The sequence below is a fragment of the Marinoscillum furvescens DSM 4134 genome, from assembly GCF_003386095.1.
Classification (GTDB): Bacteria; Bacteroidota; Bacteroidia; order Cytophagales; family Cyclobacteriaceae; genus Marinoscillum; species Marinoscillum furvescens.
The window spans coordinates 39179-58947 of the sequence record NZ_QREG01000017.1 but is presented as its reverse complement, the minus strand read 5'-3'; the positions used below and the strand labels follow the sequence as shown (position 1 = coordinate 58947).

General features: G+C 45.8%; 13 protein-coding genes, 1 pseudogene and 1 riboswitch. Of the genes and pseudogenes, 7 read left to right on the top strand and 7 right to left on the bottom strand.

The genetic code is table 11. From position 1 onward, the window contains the following. Positions 1–10 precede the first annotated feature (10 nt). Together C7460_RS16560 and dprA are read left to right on the top strand one after the other, a co-directional pair. Positions 11–349, top strand: a complete 339-nt coding sequence (locus C7460_RS16560) for a MerR family transcriptional regulator (protein WP_115869245.1) — start codon at positions 11–13, stop codon at positions 347–349. 3 nt (positions 350–352) lie between these two features. Further along, positions 353–1444, top strand: coding sequence for a DNA-processing protein DprA (gene dprA, locus C7460_RS16555; RefSeq protein ID WP_115869244.1), 1092 nt, complete (start codon positions 353–355; stop codon positions 1442–1444). On the opposite strand, the gene C7460_RS16550 is transcribed toward dprA, so the two are convergent. Genes C7460_RS16550 through C7460_RS16530 form a run of 5 tightly spaced genes read right to left on the bottom strand, consistent with a single transcriptional unit; the run spans position 1441 to position 8849 of the window. Continuing rightward, positions 1441–3240, bottom strand: a complete 1800-nt coding sequence (locus C7460_RS16550) for an SLC13 family permease (protein ID WP_115869243.1) — start codon at positions 3238–3240, stop codon at positions 1441–1443. The genes dprA and C7460_RS16550 overlap by 4 nt on opposite strands. 22 nt (positions 3241–3262) lie before the next feature. Further along, positions 3263–4120: a hydroxymethylglutaryl-CoA lyase gene (locus C7460_RS16545; protein WP_115869242.1), complete on the bottom strand. Its 858-nt coding sequence runs from the start codon at positions 4118–4120 to the stop codon at positions 3263–3265. A gap of 28 nt (positions 4121–4148) precedes the next feature. Then, positions 4149–5105, bottom strand: coding sequence for a methylenetetrahydrofolate reductase [NAD(P)H] (gene metF / locus C7460_RS16540; RefSeq protein ID WP_115869241.1), 957 nt, complete (start codon positions 5103–5105; stop codon positions 4149–4151). 27 nt (positions 5106–5132) lie between these two features. Next, positions 5133–7805 (bottom strand): methionine synthase, encoded by a 2673-nt coding sequence (metH, locus tag C7460_RS16535; protein WP_115869240.1) that lies wholly within the window; start codon positions 7803–7805, stop codon positions 5133–5135. A gap of 39 nt (positions 7806–7844) precedes the next feature. Then, entirely contained in the window at positions 7845–8849 is a 1005-nt protein-coding gene (locus tag C7460_RS16530) for a homocysteine S-methyltransferase family protein (protein WP_115869239.1), read from the bottom strand. Between the two features lie 49 nt (positions 8850–8898). Next, positions 8899–9019: riboswitch (SAM riboswitch) on the bottom strand. A 125-nt stretch (positions 9020–9144) separates the two neighbouring features. Here C7460_RS16530 and C7460_RS16525 point away from each other — a divergent pair. The 4 genes from C7460_RS16525 (at position 9145) to C7460_RS16510 (ending at position 11883) form a co-directional block, all read left to right on the top strand. After that, positions 9145–10050 (top strand): Ppx/GppA phosphatase family protein, encoded by a 906-nt coding sequence (locus tag C7460_RS16525; protein ID WP_115869238.1) that lies wholly within the window; start codon positions 9145–9147, stop codon positions 10048–10050. 41 nt (positions 10051–10091) lie between these two features. After that, positions 10092–10733, top strand: coding sequence for a hypothetical protein (locus C7460_RS16520; RefSeq protein ID WP_115869237.1), 642 nt, complete (start codon positions 10092–10094; stop codon positions 10731–10733). Between the two features lie 155 nt (positions 10734–10888). After that, the gene (locus tag C7460_RS16515; RefSeq protein ID WP_115869236.1) at positions 10889–11137 is read left to right on the top strand and encodes a CBU_0592 family membrane protein; all 249 of its coding nucleotides are present in this window, start codon (positions 10889–10891) and stop codon (positions 11135–11137) included. A 5-nt stretch (positions 11138–11142) separates the two neighbouring features. Then, complete coding sequence (locus tag C7460_RS16510; RefSeq protein ID WP_115869235.1) at positions 11143–11883, top strand: NYN domain-containing protein; 741 nt, start codon at positions 11143–11145, stop codon at positions 11881–11883. A 2-nt stretch (positions 11884–11885) separates the two neighbouring features. Here C7460_RS16510 and C7460_RS16505 read toward each other — a convergent pair whose 3' ends face one another. Then, positions 11886–12254, bottom strand: coding sequence for a transmembrane 220 family protein (locus tag C7460_RS16505; RefSeq protein ID WP_115869234.1), 369 nt, complete (start codon positions 12252–12254; stop codon positions 11886–11888). A 338-nt stretch (positions 12255–12592) separates the two neighbouring features. On the opposite strand from C7460_RS16505, the pseudogene C7460_RS16495 reads away from it, so the two are divergent. Then, positions 12593–12979: pseudogene (locus C7460_RS16495) on the top strand (dioxygenase family protein); the annotation flags it as partial. A gap of 60 nt (positions 12980–13039) precedes the next feature. Here C7460_RS16495 and C7460_RS16490 read toward each other — a convergent pair. Then, entirely contained in the window at positions 13040–19630 is a 6591-nt protein-coding gene (locus C7460_RS16490; protein ID WP_115869231.1) for a choice-of-anchor D domain-containing protein, read from the bottom strand. Positions 19631–19769: the final 139 nt, after the last annotated feature.

Below are 19769 nucleotides of genomic sequence, written 5' to 3'. Positions count from 1 at the left end.
AATTTTCACCGTGCCTTATAAGGAAAAAGAAATCGAAAAAAAGTACTTCACCATAGGTGAAGTAGCCGAACAACTGGGAGTGGCTACTTCGCTCATCCGATTCTGGGAGGGTGAATTCGATATCATTAAACCTAAGAAAAACCGTAAAGGCAATCGGCAGTTTACCAAAGAGGACATCAAAAACGTAAAGCTCATTTACTATCTGGTGAAAGAACGGGGCTTCACATTGCAGGGAGCAAGAGATTTCATCAAAAACGATGTGGAAGCAGCCTCTAATAAAATTGAGCTGATTCATTCTTTGAAAAACGTTCGCAACTTTTTAGTTACCCTAAAACAACAACTGGACTGACCGATGAGCGAGCAGCTGTATCAGGTAGCCCTGGAGCTTCTGCCAGGAATAGGTGATGTTACAGCTAAAAACCTTATTGCTTACTGCGGTTCTGCCTCGGAAATCTTTAAGGCACCCAAACAAAAATTAGCAAAAGTACCAGGGATTGGACCCAAAACGCTGAGCTTACTTCAGTCAGAGCAACCACTCAAAGAAGCTGAGGACATTCTAAACAGGTGTGAGAAAGCTGGCATCAGTATCCACCATTTTACAGACAGCACCTACCCTACCAAACTCAAACAGGCCGTTGATGCTCCCAATATCTTGTATGCTAAAGGAAACATCAACGCCTGGAGTCGTGTGCTGGCCATAGTGGGCACAAGAAATGCTACGGAATATGGACGCACGGTAACCGAACGAATTGTAGCTGAGTGCAAGGATCTGGACGTAGTGATCGTAAGCGGTCTGGCCTATGGTATAGATATTACCGCGCATCGTGCTGCTCTTCGAGAGCATGTACCTACCATAGGCGTACTGGCCGGTGGGCTAGACAAACTCTACCCCTCAGCACATAAAAAGTATGCAGATGAAATGCTCGAAACCGGTGGACTAATCAGTGAAAATCCTCCGGGCATTAAAGCGGAGGCACATTTCTTCCCAGCACGAAACCGAATCATTGCAGGCATGTGCGATGCGGTAGTCGTAGTAGAAGCAGCCAAAAAAGGTGGAGCCCTTATTACGGCAAACATAGCCGACTCTTATAACAAAACTGTCTTTGCCGTGCCCGGTACACTCGAGCACACGTACTCCGAAGGGTGCAACTACCTCATCAGAAATCAAAAAGCACTGATTTATACCGGCATCAAAGACCTCAAATACCACCTCAACTGGGATCAGGTAAACGGTAACGCTCCGCAAGCGCCGGATTTGTCAGCATTACCAGAAGGAGACCGCCGCATCATGGAAATACTCCAAAACCATCCCGAGGGCATCCCCGTAGACGAATTGGCGTGGAGGACACAAATCAGCCTCAATCAGCTCGCCAGCAACCTGCTTGGATTGGAGTTTCAGGGGTTAGTCAAATCCCTGCCTGGCAAGCGCTACCGTGTAGCCTAAAACGGATAAAACAACGGAATGATAAATGTGGCTATCAGCCAAAAGCCCAGGTTGAGCCAAACACCAATTCTGAAAAAATCCCGAAAACGATACTGCCCTGCCGTATAAACCATAGTATTGGTGTGATACCCAATAGGCGTCATGAAGCTAGCAGAAGCAGCGATCATCACTGCAATCAAAAAAGGATATGGGCTCACATCCAGCTTGTCTGCTGTGGTAATGGCTATAGGTGCGATCAAAGCTGCCGACGCATTGTTACTCATGATTTCCGTGAGCAATGAAGTGGTCAAATACATACCTGAAAGTATCACCACCGGACCGTAGTTCCCGAGCTCATTGACTAGAAAATCGGATATAATAGAAGCCAGACCACTATTGACCATGGCCACTCCCAGGCTCAATGCTCCAGCAAGCAAAAAGATGATTTTCCACTCGATGGACTCATACACCTCACGCATGTTGATGGTTTTGGATAGCACCAGTACCATGGCTCCAAGCAATGTGGACATTACAATTGGAATAACGCCCGCTGTAGCCAGCCCCACCACTCCGGCTATCACGGCAAAAACGGTAAGAAACTTCTTCCGGTTAAAATCAATCACCCCTTCTTCGGACAAAACGATAAAGGGACTCTTTTGCGTCATTTCCTGACGCTTAAGGTTGGGCAAACGGTGCGTTTTGATTTCCGTAAGAATCACGTCACCGGCATTTAAGCGGACGCTGTGTAAGTTTTCGTGCACCACTTCCTCCCGATGCAAGATGGCCAAAGGAATAGCCCGATAGCGCCTCCTAAAATCCATTTCACGAAGGTTTTTACCTTCAAACTCCGATCCAGAAGTGATGATCAGCTCCAATATCGAGGTGTCTCCCTTTTGAATCTCATTTTCATTGATGCGTACGGCATCCGTATTGAAATTCACCTTCAGCCGATCTTTCAGTGCTTTGATTTTCTCCACATCACAGCGCACCTTCAGTACATCCTTTGGCTTGATCACAAAATCTCCCGGGGGCAACGTAAACAGTGTACCGCCATTTCTACGCACCTCGATGACATCAATTTCCAGCTCTGTAGCTAGTATAGAATCCATGATCCGCTGGCCTACAAACTCCGATTCGTCCAGTACCTCAATCTCCGTTAGGTAATCACGCATGCCAAACTTTTTGGAGAGGTTTTCTTCAGAGATACGATCAGGCAAGAGCTTTTTACCAAAAAAGTAAATGTATATGGCTCCAACCACGATAAAGACAATGCCCACCGGAGCACTCAAAAACATTGGAAAATCATCTAGACCGTTCTTCACGGCTATGCCACTCACCAACATGTTGGTGGAGGTACCGATCATGGTGCACATTCCCCCGAAAATGGAAGCGTAGCTCAGTGGGATTAGCAGCTTGCTAGGGCTATAGCCAGACAGGTTGGCTACAGATACCATCACGGGAATAAACATAGCCACAATGGGCGTATTATTGATAAATGCGGACACCACCCCTATGAACATCATCATAATGAGTATGCCCAGGTTAAAATTCTTTTTGAAGATCGGACCGAGGTAAGGGCCTATCCGCTGTAATGAGCCTGTCTTGAGCAATGCATAACTGAGCACAAACATGAAAGCCACGGTAATAGTGGCCGGGTTGCTAAAGCCAGACAAGCCCTCCTCTGTGCTGATCACCCCAGTGACTGTGAGCGTGACCATAATGAGGATAGCCACCAGGTCTATGGATAGCCACTCAGTAGCAAACAACACCACTGCAGCCCCAATGACCATCAAAACAATAATTGCGTCTGTACTCATAGAATCAAAAAATCACGCCAAGCTAAACGTTTCCAATTGTAAAAACCTCATTTGCTATTGCAAACGATCTATTCAACGCTTCCATATCAAGTCCCAACTGCACATTCTCTTCTTCCAAAGAAGCTATAATTTGCTCAGTAGCCATATTTCCTGTCAACTCATCTTTGGCCATGGGGCATCCGCCAAACCCTTTCAAAGCACCATCTATGCGCCTGCATCCAGATGCATAAGCCGCTTGCACTTTTTCTGCTGCAGCCGCAGGTGTGCTGTGCAGGTGTGCACCAAACTCCACATGTGGAAATTTTGGAATAAGCGCAGTAAACAACTCCGAGATAATTTTGGGCTCAGCCACTCCAATGGTATCTGCCAAAGAAATCACTCCTATCTCCAGACCATCGAGCCGCTCCACAAACTCCCCTACATAATTCACCTCATAGGGATCACCATAGGGGTTACCAAAACCCATTGACAGATACACCACCAACGTTTTATCATCCATCTGACAGATTTCCTGGATTTCGGCCAGGTTATCAAATGCCGTATCGATGGACCGATTAGTATTGCGCTGCTGAAAGGTCTCCGATAGTGACAAAGGAAACCCCAGGTACTGTATCTCTTCAAAATCACAAGCCGTCTCCGCCCCTCGCACATTAGCTACAATAGCCAGCAGCTTGCTAGTAGTAGCTGATAGGTCTAGCTGAGCGAGTACCTCCGCTGTATCGGCCATCTGTGGGATGGCTTTTGGCGACACAAAGCTTCCAAAGTCTATGGTATCAAACCCTACCTTTAGTAGCGAGTTGATATACTTTACCTTTAATGCAGTAGGAATCTGTTGCTTTATTCCCTGCATAGCATCTCTGGGGCATTCGATGATCTTCATGGGTATGTGTTGTTTGCCCACAAAGGTATCAGAAAAGCTCTTTCGCGATGCGGTACACCGAATCAGACTTACCCATGGAGTAATAGTGGAGCACAGGCACTCCTGCATCCATTAGTTCTTTGGACTGTTGGATCCCCCAGGCAATGCCTACTTCTTTTACCTCTTTATTGGTTTTACATTTTTCAATTTCTACATACAAGTCATCTGGAATGTCAATATGAAAAATGCTAGGAAGCACCGTCATGTGACCTTTTGTGGTGATTGGCTTTAGTCCAGGAATAATAGGAACAGTAATACATGCTGCCCTGCACTGCTCCACAAAATCAAAATACTTCTGATTGTCGAAAAACATCTGCGTTACGATATACTCCGCACCGCGATCGATCTTTTCTTTGAGGTACTTCAAATCAGACTTCATATTGGGAGCCTCGAAGTGTTTTTCCGGGTATCCGGCTACACCTATACAAAAGCTCGTAGGCACGGCATTTTGGAGTTCTTCGTCCAGATAGCGGGCATTGTTCATGCTTACCACCTGATTGACCAGATCTATGGCATAGGCATTGCCATCTGGCTCGGGTTTGAACGTCTTTTCTTCTGCAATGCTATCCCCTCTGAGGACAAGTACATTGTCTATTCCCAGAAAATTGAGGTCGATCAGTGCGTTTTCAGTTTCCTCTTTGGTAAATCCACCACAGATGATGTGAGGTACTGGATCTACTTCGTATCGGTTTTTTATAGCCGCACAAATCCCTACAGTCCCTGGTCGTTTTCGGATGGTTTTCTTCTCCAGCAGGCCATTGCCACGGTTTTTATAGACAAATTCTTCGCGGTGGTAGGTGACATCTATAAATGGAGGCTTAAACTCCATCAGCGGATCGATGTGTCCGAATAGGGACTCGATACTGTCCCCTTTTTTAGGAGGAATAATTTCTAATGAGAAGAGCGTCTTCCCATCGGCATTAGCTATATGTTCGGTTACTTTCATGGTTCTTGTTTGAAATCGATCGTTATGTTAATACCCCAGGTTTGGTGCCATCCACTGCTCCACTTCCTCCACAGTCATGCCTTTGCGCTGCGCATAGTCCGCCACCTGATCTTTGTAAATTTTCCCCAGTCCAAAATATTTGGATTCTGGATGTGCGAAATAAAACCCACTCACAGAAGATGCCGGGTACATGGCGTTGCTTTCTGTAAGCTTGATTCCAATGTGTTTTTCTGCCTCTAGCAAATCAAAAAGTGTGGGCTTTTCGGTGTGATCCGGACATGCCGGATAGCCAGGGGCTGGCCTTATGCCCTGATACTTTTCTTTGATGAGTGACTCATTGTCAAACGACTCACTGGTAGCATAGCCCCACAATTCCTTCCGCACCTTTTCGTGCATCATTTCTGCAAGGGCCTCGGCAAATCGGTCTGCCACGGCTTTGATCATGATAGACGAGTAGTCATCATGGTCCTTCTCAAATTTTTCGGCGATCTCTTTGGCCCCAAAAATAGATACAGCAAAACCACCCATGTAATCTTGCTTGCCTGTGGCTTTAGGAGCCACAAAATCGGAAAGGCTGAGGTTGGGCACGCCTTTCCCTTTCTTACCTTGCTGTCGCAAAAAGTGGAATTTGGTTCCATTCTCGAGCTGAACATCTTCTCCCTCCGCATTGGCAGGGAAAAGCCCTACTACTGCCCGTGCCGTGAGTGATCCATCAGCAATCACCTGATCAATCATCGCATTGGCTTCATCATAGAGTTTCCTGGCTTCTTTCCCCACAGTGGGATTTTCAAAAATCCTCGGGTACTTTCCTTTGAGCATCCAGGTGCTAAAAAATGGCGTCCAATCAATGTAGTTTCTAAGCTCGGCAAGCGACACGTCTTCAAATACCGTAATACCCTGTTGTTTTGGCACAGGCACCTCATAGTCATCCCAGTTGATGGCGGCTTTATTGGCTTTAGCCACAGCAAGGCTCACGTGCTCTTTTTCCGATTGCTTATTGGCATGTGCTTCACGCACAGCTTCATATTCTTCTCTCACAGACTCCACCAGGGCATCCTTTTTACTCCCCAGCAGGTCTGATGCTACGCCTACACTTTTGGAGGCATCCAACACATGAATGACTGTACCAGTAAACTTAGGGGCAATCTTCACTGCTGTATGCACGCGGCTGGTAGTGGCACCACCTATGAGCAAGGGCTTATCCATGCCTCTACGCTCCATCTCAGCAGCCACGTTGACCATCTCGTCAAGTGACGGGGTAATGAGCCCGCTTAGTCCGATGATGTCTGCACCCTGCTTTTCGGCTTCATCCAATATTTTCTCTGCAGGCACCATAACACCCAGATCCACTATATCATAGTTGTTGCACGCCAGTACTACACCTACTATGTTTTTGCCAATATCATGCACGTCACCTTTCACAGTAGCCAGCAAAATTTTGCCTTTGCTGCTTGCCGTATTTCCAGAGCGTTTTTTCTCTTCCTCCAGAAACGGGATCAGATACGCCACGGATTTTTTCATCACCCTGGCACTTTTTACTACTTGCGGCAAAAACATCTTACCTGCTCCAAACAAGTCTCCTACCACATTCATACCGTCCATCAGCGGACCTTCGATCACATGCAGGGGCTTGTCGTAATTTTGGCGTGCCTCCTCGGTATCTTCTTCGATATAATCAATGATACCCTTAACCAACGCATGCTTGAGACGCTCCTCTACAGTGCCTTCTCGCCAGGCCGTATCTTCTACTTTAACCTTCCCTTTTCCTTTGACTTTTTCAGCGAATGCGAGCAAACGCTCAGTGGCATCATCCCGGCGGTTGAGCAGCACATCTTCCACGTGCTCTAGCAGGTCTTTAGGAATTTCATCATACACTTCGATCATCCCCGCATTGACGATTCCCATGTCCATACCAGCCTTGATGCCGTGGTATAGAAAGGCTGAGTGCATCGCTTCGCGCACCACATTATTGCCTCGGAAAGAGAAAGAAACATTACTCACACCACCAGAAACCTTAGCTCCCGGAAGGTTGGCTTTGATCCACTTGGTGGCTTCAAAAAAGTCAACGGCGTAGTTGTTGTGCTCATCAATTCCCGTAGCTACAGGAAAGATATTCGGGTCGAAAATGATATCTTCACGCGCAAAGCCCACCTTATCTACCAGCAGGTCATAGGAGCGCTTGCAGATTTCAATTCTTCGCTCGTATGTATCTGCCTGTCCGTCTTCATCAAATGCCATGACTACTACTGCAGCTCCATATTGCCGGATTTTGTTGGCCTGATAGATAAATGGCTCCTCTCCTTCCTTTAGCGAGATCGAGTTGACTACACCTTTACCTTGGACGCATTGCAGTCCTGCCTCAATGATTTCCCACTTAGAAGAGTCGATCATGATAGGAATTCGCGCAATTTCCGGCTCAGAGGCTATGAGATTTAGAAATTTCACCATGGCAGCTTTGCCGTCCAGCATGCCCTCGTCCATGTTTACATCCAAAATCTGCGCGCCACCTCGTACCTGATCCAGTGCTACTTCCAGAGCGGTATCGTATTGTTCTTCGAGGATCAGGCGTTTAAATCGCGCCGAACCCGTCACGTTGGTACGCTCACCTACATTGACAAAATTGGCTTCAGGGGTAATCACCAAAGGCTCTAACCCTGATAGCTTAAGTGGTTTTATAGTATCGTTGGTTTGTATGCTCATGCGATGTGTACAAATAAAAAATTTGGTATCAGCACTGATTTAGTTTTGCAATACGTTTAGCTGACGGGGCTGGTATTTGGAGGCCACTGCCGCTATAGCGCTGATGTGATCTGGAGTGGTACCACAGCACCCACCGAGTATGTTCACCAGGTTAGCTTTCAGGTACTCCTCTACCTCTGCGGCCATTTCTGTGGCAGTTTGATCGTATTCACCAAACTCATTGGGAAGGCCCGCGTTTGGGTGGGCACTCACCAGAAAGTCACTGTGATCTGAAAGTGTCTGCAGGTAAGGTCGAAGCTGGCTAGCACCCAGTGCGCAGTTGAGGCCTACACTCAGTAGCGGCATGTGAGATATAGATATCAGAAATGCTTCGGCAGTTTGCCCGGAAAGCGTGCGCCCTGATGCATCGGTAATGGTACCAGACACCATGATGGGTACTGTTACACCCCGTTCCTGGCATTCTTCATCTATGGCCATCAATGCTGCTTTGGCATTGAGCGTATCAAAAACAGTTTCCACCAGCAGCACATCGGATCCTCCATCTAATAGTCCCCTAACCTGCTCGCGATAAGCTACCTTCAGTTCGTCAAAAGTCACTGCCCGATACCCGGGATCGTTTACATCTGGAGAAAGAGACGCAGTTCTATTGGTGGGCCCAATGGACCCAGCTACGAAGCGTGGCTTCTGGGGTTCTTTAGCAGTAAACTCGTCGGCTACTTCACGCGCTATTTTCGCACTTTGGTAGTTGAGTTCATACGCAAGGTGCTCCAGCTTATAGTCCGCCTGGGCAATGGTAGTACTGCTAAACGTGTTGGTCTCAGCAATATCCGCACCTGCCGCGAAATAAGCGGCATGTATTTCTCGAATCACATCCGGCCGGGTTATGGACAACAAATCATTGTTCCCCTTGAGGGATTCTGAATGATCCTTAAGGTCATCATTTCTAAAATCTTCTTCTTCCAGTTTGTAGCGTTGGATCATGGTACCCATGGCTCCATCCAATACTAAAATGCGTTGTTGCGCAATGTCTATCAGCTTGTTCATCTTCTGCTCGTTTAGACATTTATATGGAGAAAGGTACCAAAGAGTGGATCACTTATCTCTCCCGAACTCAAATTCGGGATGGGAAGTGGCACCGAAATCCTGACGGGGTATGTCAGGAAAGGTTGCCAAGGCTTCATAGGGCCCAGTCCCTCAGCCTTTCTCGATAAATGTGGCTGCAAATATACACGCCAATCCATAGAATAAAAATCTGATCAATTGAGTTGATGACAAATTGAAAAAAGTATTTTTACGGGCCGAGCAAAAAACTTCCTATCACCCAAACCAGAGGTTCTGAATGAGACTAGCAGCTATAGATATTGGCTCCAATGCCATCCGCCTTCAGATTACGAAAGTCATCGAATACGAGCAGCTGATAACCTTCAAAAAACTTCAATACGTGCGTTTTCCGCTTCGTTTGGGACACGATGTATTCACGCATAAGTATATCACCGAAGCTAATCAGGAAAAATTCCTGAAGCTGATGGGTGCCTACAAGAATCTAATAGACCTCTATGAGGTGGATCACTACTTTGGGTGTGCTACCTCTGCCATGAGAGAATCCAAAAATGGCAAAGAGCTCACTGCCCGAACGCTCGAAGAGACAGGAGTCAAAATCAACATCATTTCGGGTGCCAAAGAGGCCGAAATGATCAACTCAGTCATCAGCCTGGACCTGGATGATAAGACTTATCTGCATATAGATGTGGGAGGTGGTAGTACGGAACTCAACTTTTACTACAAACAAAAAAAAGTGATTTCCAAGTCATTCAAGATCGGGTCAGTACGACGGCTGGAGCATCATGACTCACCTAAAGTCTGGAAGGAAATAGAAGCGTGGGTGAAAGAGCAGCTCAAAGGCCACAAAGAGAAAGTAACCGCCATAGGCACGGGGGGCAACATCAATAAAATCTATGAATTATCGCCTCGGGCTGCCAAGCGTAAAATGTCACTCAATAGCGTAATGCGGGTACAGGATTACCTCAGAAACCTCACGCTAGAAGAGCGCCTCAACCGACTACAGCTCAACCCGGATCGAGCAGATGTGATCATTCCCGCATCCGAAATCTATGTACATGCTATGCTAGCTGCAAACGCTTCGTCTATAGTAGTACCAGATGTAGGACTAAAAGACGGTATCAACTACTACCTGTTCGACAAGTACTACCCGAGCAGAGGAAAAATCTTTGTAAAAAACAGTTAGGTTGATTATTTTCCCTTTCTAAGAAGAAACCTCTGACACCAATGAGAATACCTAACTACCTGAAGAGGGGTTTAATCATAGTCTTTGTACTATTTGCTTTTTACTTTTCACGCCAATACATCATTCACTTAATTGTTACCTTCTATGAGGATTATTCTATAGATGGGCTTATTTCTGAAGTAATTGGAGGAATTACAACTTCAGTAATCATTTTTATCTTTTACATCATTCTAACACCGATAATCGAAATATCTCCCAAAATATTACGGTATGATGATGGGAAATATCGCCTGAAAATTTACAATTCCAGCTTATTTGCAGCCTACGAAGTAAGGGCTATTTTCACTAAAGTAACCCCGATAAAAGCAAACAACGGCAAACGAAATGTTGAAGTAAACGATATCCCTACAACCATCGCATATCTAGAGTATTTACCATCGATGTATAACCTTGAATCTCGGAAAAATGGCAATACCTTTGCAATCGTATATACGATCGAGGAAGGTGAAGATATTTTTTCTGTTTTGTCTGATAAAAAGGACAGTTCTTATTATCGCCTCACCATTTCATGCAAAAATGGTTTTACTGGACTAAGAAAAATCAAAACAGAAAACTATACGTATAAAACGAGTGTTATCGACAAAAAGGAATTTGCCAGTGGTGCCACATTCAAACGAATTTGATGATCCACTAAATATTAATTAAATTACAAAAAAATCCCCTTAAAATTATGAAAGCTGACGTAACAGGAGGTAATGTAACTCCTCCAAAATAACTCGGTAACAAATGTAAAACCCAAGGCAGCGTAAGCTGTCTTTTTTATTGCTACACCCTATAAATGAACATCATAGAACTCATTGGCTGGCTAGGTGCCGGCTCACTCCTTGTAGGCTTTGTCCTCAACATTTTCCAGAAAATCACTCCAGGATCTTATCCTTATTTACTCCTCAACCTCATTGGCTCTGCATTGCTACTTTACAATGCTTATGTCAATGGAGCCTATCCTTTCGTAGTAGTCAACCTCTTTTGGGTGGTATTTTCTGGTTTTAAGCTGATACAAAAACTTTCGTCACCCCAGCAAGTTTAAATGCCATGAATAAAGACATAAATCTTGCCGTCTTAATAGACGGTGACAACATTCCCTCCGCTCACGTAAAAGAAATGATGGAGGAGATAGCCAAGTATGGCAACCCGACCATCAAAAGAATCTATGGCGATTGGACCAAGCCCAATCTTTCCAAGTGGAAGTCAATGCTGTTGGAAAATGCGCTCACCCCTATCCAGCAGTATGCTTATACTACAGGAAAAAATGCTACGGATTCGGCCATGATCATCGATGCGATGGACATCCTCTACTCCGGTAAGGTGAGTGGGTTTTGCCTGGTATCTAGCGACAGTGATTTCACACGTCTGGCCACTCGCTTGCGTGAGGCCGGCATGCTGGTAATGGGCATAGGCGAAAAGAAAACTCCCGAGCCCTTTATCGTGGCCTGTGATCGCTTCATTTACATCGAAATCCTTAAGAAAAACTCAGAAAAGGATACCGCTACTGACAAATCCTCAGGAACGAAGAAAAACGATGATGAAAAAATCACCGCTAAAATCATTCGACTGATTGGCACCACGATATCTGATTGTGCGGATGAAGATGGCTGGGCATTTCTAGGGGATGTGGGTAGCCTTTTACAGAAAAAACAACCAAACTTCGACTCTCGAAATTTTGGCTTTCAAAAACTTACTCCGATGATTCAGGCCATCAATAAATTTGAAGTGGAGCAGCGTGAGCAAAAAGGAAGCCGACACAAACTCATTTACGTGAGAAACAAAGACTAATCCTAAGCCACTTTAGACTGCCTCAAATAGATCAACCCTCCTACGGCTATAAGCAGGCCGAGAAGTTCGCGGGTGCCTTCTATCCACGGAGTAGACGCTTTCATTTTACCTACGAGATCTCCTTTATTGGAGCTGTCTAGAAAATCTAAAAAGCTGGGTACGTAAGTAGCTGCATAGACTAAAAATATGACAATGAATGTGGTAATAAGTGGCTTCAGGCTGATTTGTACCAAAAACACCTTCAATACAGCTACCACAGCTACCACTCCATACAACAACACCCACAGCAGTGGGTCGGGATCATTGAGTTGTAATGCAGCAAAAAGGGCAAACACTCCGGCAACCAGGTAATGGATCAGTTTTTGGCTCATGCCGTAAAAATAGAAAAGACACTGGATTTAGCCTTTTTAATAGCTCCTTTTGCCCAACCACTGATGTAAAATTTTCAACCACCCACACGGAATGGGTTTAACGTAATATGAAAAAGTATGTACTCATCTGTTGGATATTAGGGTTAAGCGCTTGTACCCAGGGCCAAAAACAAGCAACACCCTACCTTGTAGGTGGACCCTGCGAGGGATGTGAGGCCGTCCTGGAATTTTCCGAAAAGGAACTTAGCAGCACAGATACTTTACCTATCGGCAGTCAGGACATTAACCGTATCATCAGTGGACAGGTAATGAACGCGGATTAAACACCTGTCGCTGGCGTAATTATTTACATCTATCACACCAATGCCGATGGAATCTACCCCAGCAATCCCGATGACACGGGATGGGCCAGAAGACATGGAAACCTCAGAACCTGGGTGCGATCAGATGCTGATGGCCGGTATCAATTTAGCACGATCAGACCTGCATCTTATCCAGGGCGAAACGTCCCTCAGCACATTCATTTGACCATCTTAGAGCCTAATGGCCGCTATTATTACATAGCTGAAATTGAATTTGAGGATGATCCGCTGCTTCCAAAATCGAGATTGATGGCAAAAAACCCACGTGGCGGCTTGGGTGTCATACCACTATCTGAAGAGAATGGAGTCTATTACGGCAAGCGCGACATCATTTTAGGGCTTAACATACCCAATTACGAATAAAAGTCAACCGCCTGCCGAACGACAGGCGGTATACAGTAAGAGTTATTGCACCGCTTCAACTTACTGTTTGACAATCCGCTTAATCACCACTTGATTTTGATGCTTGACATGCAAGAAGTAAATACCCGCTGGTAAGTTTTCAAGATCTATAGTGGCTTTGTGTTTAAAGCGTTTGGTTTCCAATCGTGAGTCTATCACCGTTTTTCCATTGGCGTTCATTAGGCTTATCGCAACCGCTTCATCACGGCTATCCATTTTTACGATCAGTCGACCATGAGTTGGGTTTGGATACGCTTTGATTTCAGGTAATTTGTCTGGCTCTGTGGCATTTAGAATCGACTCCACGGTCAACTCAAATTTCTGTTCATAGATTCCGTTTTTAGGATCTTGGGTACGTACCCGAATGCTCAGCAAGGAATCAGCGGACGTTAGCGAACTCAAATCACCCGACCATTGTAGTGCCTGACCATCAAGTTTAAAGTAAGCATTGTGCTCGTCTCCGGTACCGGCTACCAGCCGATACGTATGCGTATCGTCATCCGAATCGGTAGTGGAAAGCACTCCTACAATATCTCCTGCTTTTACATTCCCGCTAACTACCTTGTTAGACAACTCAATGGCAGTAGGTAGCGCATTGGTCTCAGTAGATTGCTGAAAGAAAGCAATAGCTTGTACTTCTTCCTGCGGATAAGCATCCGTGTATGTGATAAACAAAGTATCAGCCGTACCCACTGCCAGCACTCCGTCCTGAGTACTTTCGCCCAATTGGTATGCACCTGAAAAGGTACCTGTATTCACTCCGGTTTCCATCAAAGTGAGCGTAAAGCCCTCTTGATCTTCTGTAGAAAATACACTCACAGTAGCTGACTCACGAGCTGTTACCTCTTGATTTAATCCCTGATCTTGAAGATTCACATTTACCTGAGCTCCTGTTCCGTAATATCTATTTTGATCAAAAGAAATCGCTGCTCGAGAGCTTTGCTCATCGATCACTGTCATATCAAATTCCAAACTATCAGCCACCTGACCATCGCTTACCCGTAGCTTCACACGATGCATCCCTACCTGTGATTGCTCAGGCGTCCAGCTCAATACCGAATTGGCCAGTGCCATACCATCAGGACCAGTTACAAGGGTTAGCTCCAGCTCATCTCCATCGGCATCTGATGCCACAACCTGCAGCTCGCTGGCTACTCCTACCTTCACTTCTCTCATGCCTGACACAGCTACTTGCGGTGTGTTATTTGCAGTCAAATACTGGAGGTTTAGCACATTGCTCAACTCTGACTCTACTCCATTCGCCACCGCACTGATTGCAAACTGGTAGTTGCGACCACCCGTAAGCTCTGGCATTACTACCACCGTATCATTGCCTACATGATGAGACCTGGACGATTTGGTGACCTCTCCTTCCTCTGCCAGGTACAGGCGATAGTAGGCTGCTTCAGCTACTTTACTCCATTCGAGTCTAACACCCTCTGACTCACCGGTGGCCGTTAATAGCTCCGGCGATTCGACTGCTGAAACTCGCTCGATACTTACAGGCTGCTGAGCATAAACCGTAACCGGCACATTGACTCCATCATCTATCACGGCATAGACATAATAATTGCCGCTTTCCAGAGCTGACACGTCCCAGGTGTAGCTGTCAGTTGGGTCATCTTCAGACAAGTCTGCCACGATCAACTGTCCATCAGCACCCTGCTCATCTGTGTCATAAAAGAGTGAGATTTCAGCATCGCTATCCAGATCCGAATCCGTCCAGTTGATGATCACTTCATCTGCTTCCTCCTGGTGCTCAGGATCCATAAGTTCTATTCCAGGACCAAAACTGGCTCCAGCAATGTCCAGCTGATAGTTTCCCGTGCCTTCAATAACAATTTCATAGTCTCCTACCAGAGTTTTACTCATCAGTATATGTGCTTGATTGGCAGGTTCGTAAGTCGTATACGCGTACCCCATCGCTTCTGCGTTGCTTGCTGTGACCTCCTGACCGGTTGGCAATCGGAGGCTAAAACTCGGAACTTCCGTTTCCCCTTCTACCCGAATAATGACGGCTTCATGTTCACTGGTCAGTGAAAAAGGAAAGACTGTTTCGGAAAGCTGAAGCGACCTACCCCGTGGATCTACCCGACTATTGATTGTTATACTTTGGCCCTCCAAATGATTTTGGCTCATCAGCTCCGCATCGTGCTCCATGGCGACCAGATATGGAAGCTCACCCACTCTTAAACGACCGTTACTTTTCCCACTTTCATTATTGAGCAGGGTAAATTCTGCGCCGAAAGTCAATTTTGGTTTATCGTCATCCAAAGTGATTGTAGCAGATAATCGGAAAGGAATTGGCGGATAAACTGCAGCACCTGTTATTCGTTTTTCATCAAAAGAAGTGCTCACCTCGGCCACTGTGATAGGTAGTACAGAATTCACCGCACCACGCACAAAATCTGGAAACCCTTCTTGCATAGCAGGGATCGTATAGGCTAAAGACGCATTGCCCGATAGGTTTAATTTTTCGCCGAAAGGCTCCATGCTTATGCGCGCATTTCCTTTAAAAACCCCGAGTAATTCCACGAAAGCCTCAGCACTAATTACCGTTTTCTTACCGGCTATTTTTGCATTGGCTACATCCATACCATAGAGCTGCATGGTTCCTCCTGCTTCTAGAGAGTTTCCAAAGGTGTACTCAAAGCCTACATTGTTGAACCGAACCAATTTGTGCAAGCCTGGAGCAACCGGGATAAGGTCTACCCCAAGCGCCATGGATACTGGAGGCACACGAAGACCTTTGATGGCTCCATTGCCACCTGCAAGTGCGAAGCCCGACTGACCAAGAGGTACTCCTGGCATGGTCTCTACTTCAAGTGCTACGCCATCCAGCCCTCCTTTTTTCAGGATCACTTCGGCATCAATACTCATTTCGAATGCTACTCCCTGGGTTGCCAGGGTGCCTTTGCCCGTAAAGCATTCTTTGAACGAATCAAAGGACACTTCTACAGATTCGAGTGAAAAGGCCTCATAAATAGTTACTGGAGACTCGAAATTGAAGGTGCCAGCAATGTCAATGCCGTCACTTTTCGAAATCAAAACATTGTCCAACTTAAAACCAGCATCCGGCCCAAATACTATTTCAGGCAACGACAAGCCTCCACCTGCACAGACCCCTTTTTCATTGATTTTCAGATCATTGATCTCCATGGTAAGTCCGATCACCTCAAAGAAATCCTTACCCTTCTTTTTATTGGCTGAAAGGCTTAGTGAATTGTCATTCCCATTTACATGGTAAAAGAACCCTCCTGTGCGGAGCTTTACAGTACCCCCTGCCAGGGCTCCATTAGCGGGCACTCCGGTCACTTGCACATCACCATCACCCGAGATGGTTTGATTTACCAGGTCTATAGCCACCTCTTCTCCAAGCTCCAGATCACCAACATGCACATTGCCCATCAGGGTCTTGATATTGCCCTCTCTGATGAACCGATCTCCCTCAAAGGTAAGCCCACCAATTTCCACTACGGGAGGTTCATACCCATTGCCACTCACCGGAATAGCTTCATAGATACGTTCATTACGAGCATCACGAATGACCACCTCTACATTTGACTCCACAAAGCCTATTTCTATCGGGCTAAATCGCACAATGGCTTGCTGGCTTTGCCCCTCAGGAATGGTCACAAAAGTGTAAGCATCCGGTGCAGTTGGTGTTTCATATCCCTCATAGTACAATTGGAAAACAGAATCCGGGTGAGGATAAAGAAAATCGAGCGTCAAATCCCCCTGCCCTGTGTTGGTGATGGTAAACTCCTTTTCAGCATACTTACCTACAAAGGCCGAATCAATCGTTACTGATGCTACATCATACTCCGCCTTTGGGCCTAAGACATTGGCGAGCAAATAAATAGTGGCAACATAAGTTGGTTGGTTAGTGCTGGCACTTTGATCGTTGGTTTCTATTTGAAGCACGCCCATATGAGTACCTGAATATGCTGGAGCAAAACGAACATAGATGGTATCCCTTCCGTCTCCAGGCAATGTTTTTGGCAAGCCAAAACCATCATTATCAGCACCCTGACTAAATGCTCCTGAACTGCCAGCAGCCAGTACAGCCGACTTAAGCTCAAGGTCTGCCGTCCCCCAGTTAGCAACAGGCACCGCAAGGGTGGTTTCCTCTCCCGCCATCATTTCCGCAACTATCACGGTATCTGACGGTGTAAAAAATTTAGGTGCATTTGTACCGGTACCTGTCAGCGTTGCCTCCAATGGGCCATTCACCGCATTTGTTACCAACTGAACCTGAGCTTCGTAGACCCTGGCTTCTGATGGTGTAAATTGAATCTCCAGGGTGTAACTCGTTCCTTCCGAAATGGAAACCGCTTCTTCCAGATTCAGTATTTGAAAATACCCGGCATCTACTCCGCTGAGCGTAGCACCCCTTAAAGTAGCCGTGTATTCACTGGTATTTTCTAACTCTTGCTGATAGATGAGGGTATCTCCTATGAGTGATTCGCCCACGTAGATACTTTGTGAAAATGAGAGTAACGGCTGGATACCTGTTCCAGTTAAGTTTAGTGTGATTTCACTGGGGAAATTATTACTACTGGATGTGATCTCTGCTGAGTGCACACCAGTGGTAGCCGGGTCATAGGAGATGATTAATTGTGCCGTATCCAATGGTTCCACCAGTGCTGGATCGGCCACTTGAAAAAATGAAGACCCGGCCACCGACCAGTCGCCCAACTTCCAATTTGAAGTTCCTTTATTTACCAGATACAGTGTGTCTGCCAGAGATTCTACCGTGGAGAGATCACCAAAGCTTAACTCATCAATCAAGACTCCATCAGCATCTATCAAGACCCCTACTGGATAGACCACTTCTGCGGAAAGAGGTATTTTGGTAGTTGTGGCCGAGGTACTATTACTTACTATGACCACATCTGAATAGATATCTGTATCTCCTGTGGGTGCAAACCGTAGGTTAATGGCTAATGAATCATCGCCAGCCAGGGTGAATGGAGTCGCTGGGCCGTCTACCAGTTGGAACTGAGTTGCATACTCTTCGGCAACTTCGAGTGATAAGGAATTGATGGTAAGCGTCTCAGAGCCTGAATTAGAAATGATTAACGTAGTATCAAGTTGCGTCATTCGCTCCAATGCTTGAATCGCAATTTGATTGGTATGAGCCTCGAGTTCCGGAGGATATACCGCATTGCCAGCGACAATGAACTCGTGAGGGCTATTGTCAGCATTGGAAGTGATTGTCACCTTGGCATATTTTTCACCTTTGGTGCCATTTTTAGGGAAAAAGCTAATTGGCCAATTCGAATCGGCAGAAACGGTAGCTGGTAGACTAAAAAAGTAATCGAAATAGCTCGCATCAGCTCCAGAAATACTTAGATCAGTAATGGTGACATCTGCACCACCCGTAAATTCAAGGGTAAACTCAGCCACTTCCTGCCCCGTACTTTGGGCGGTATAAACATCCCCAAAATCCAGCGTATCTATGGCAAGGACAAGCTCTCTGGTTACACCAGAAGCCTGAAAATCTACGCTCAGCGACACATTTCCCTCTACCTGTATTTGACCACTTTGAAGTCCCTGCTGCGCACTATAAGTCACGGAAACTTCCTGGCTTTCGCCCACGCCCAACGTAAAGGGAAATGACGTGGTAGACGAAAAGGCTGTACTGTACTGTCCAAAGTCCAACCCGTTGACTACCCAATCACCATCCATCTGGCTATTGGTGGCGTTGGTGATGGTAAATATCGCGGTAGTATCTTCTCCTACCAGAACACTCCCAAAATCCCACTCACCGCTGGTTTCGGGATTGGGTGCCGTTTCTATGAATTTTAGCTGATACTCCAGCGGACTGGTTTTCATAGTGTCATTATGCGTGATTTTTAGAAATGACGAAATGGAAGAAATTCCAGGAGAAGGTATGGATATAGGAGCCGTAGCATTCATTTGAACGCCAAGCACTACTGAATCCTGAACGCCAATGGTAAATGGAAAATACAAGGTATCTAGCAAAACAAACTGATCATTATCGCCCTCGGCAATCTCCAACGCATCAATTATCAAATCTGTATTTCCAGCGTTTTTTATCGTTGCGGATAGGGTATCTGGTACACCTTCGTTTACCCGATGATTGTCAAAAACCGTGGATGTTTCAGGTTGCTTAGTAAATGCAACCGAAATATCCGGCACGATGGGCACTTCGCTGGTAGCAGTCACGTCGAATTTATGTGGACTTTCAGGGCTGTCCGTTTCAAAAACGATCTTCACAAATCTGCTACCCTCCGATTTGGGTGAGAAATAAATTTGGTAAAAGGCTCGATCGCCTTCAAAACCTCCTGACGCACCTAAGGTATAGGGAGCATTGAAATTGGAGGCAAGTGAGAATTCTGAAGCCGTATCATCCTCCACGTACACATTGGTGACAGTAATGTCGCTCGTGGAGTTATTGACAAAATCAACAAACTCTGAATCGGTGCCATTTACATCAGCATCTAAATGAATAGCTGATGGGTCCATGACGAGATCTTGCGCTGAGGCAAAGAAGCTCAACAAACTAAAAGTGAATAACAGCAAGGTATGCGTAAAGCAATTGACAGGCCGTGGAGAGGCCTTTAAAAAGGTAAAATGATTTTTCATCGGTGCAATGGCTTGATTAGACTGTAAAATTCGACTGATTACAGCAAGTAAGAAATACGTATTACCTCGTAGATCACTTAGTGATACTTCGGAAAAAGTGAGATTTTCAGCTATTGTTGTTATTTTCACCGGTAAACCA

Bases quoted from the DNA above. Each gene is read 5' to 3' on its own strand.
- dprA (WP_115869244.1), top strand. From the start codon at position 353: ATGAGCGAGCAGCTGTATCAGGTAGCCCTGGAGCTTCTGCCAGGAATA.
- C7460_RS16550 (WP_115869243.1), bottom strand. From the start codon at position 3,240: ATGAGTACAGACGCAATTATTGTTTTGATGGTCATTGGGGCTGCAGTG.
- C7460_RS16545 (WP_115869242.1), bottom strand. From the start codon at position 4,120: ATGAAGATCATCGAATGCCCCAGAGATGCTATGCAGGGAATAAAGCAA.
- metF (WP_115869241.1), bottom strand. From the start codon at position 5,105: ATGAAAGTAACCGAACATATAGCTAATGCCGATGGGAAGACGCTCTTC.
- metH (WP_115869240.1), bottom strand. From the start codon at position 7,805: ATGAGCATACAAACCAACGATACTATAAAACCACTTAAGCTATCAGGG.
- C7460_RS16530 (WP_115869239.1), bottom strand. From the start codon at position 8,849: ATGAACAAGCTGATAGACATTGCGCAACAACGCATTTTAGTATTGGAT.
- C7460_RS16525 (WP_115869238.1), top strand. From the start codon at position 9,145: ATGAGACTAGCAGCTATAGATATTGGCTCCAATGCCATCCGCCTTCAG.
- C7460_RS16520 (WP_115869237.1), top strand. From the start codon at position 10,092: ATGAGAATACCTAACTACCTGAAGAGGGGTTTAATCATAGTCTTTGTA.
- C7460_RS16515 (WP_115869236.1), top strand. From the start codon at position 10,889: ATGAACATCATAGAACTCATTGGCTGGCTAGGTGCCGGCTCACTCCTT.
- C7460_RS16510 (WP_115869235.1), top strand. From the start codon at position 11,143: ATGAATAAAGACATAAATCTTGCCGTCTTAATAGACGGTGACAACATT.
- C7460_RS16505 (WP_115869234.1), bottom strand. From the start codon at position 12,254: ATGAGCCAAAAACTGATCCATTACCTGGTTGCCGGAGTGTTTGCCCTT.
- C7460_RS16490 (WP_115869231.1), bottom strand. From the start codon at position 19,630: ATGAAAAATCATTTTACCTTTTTAAAGGCCTCTCCACGGCCTGTCAAT.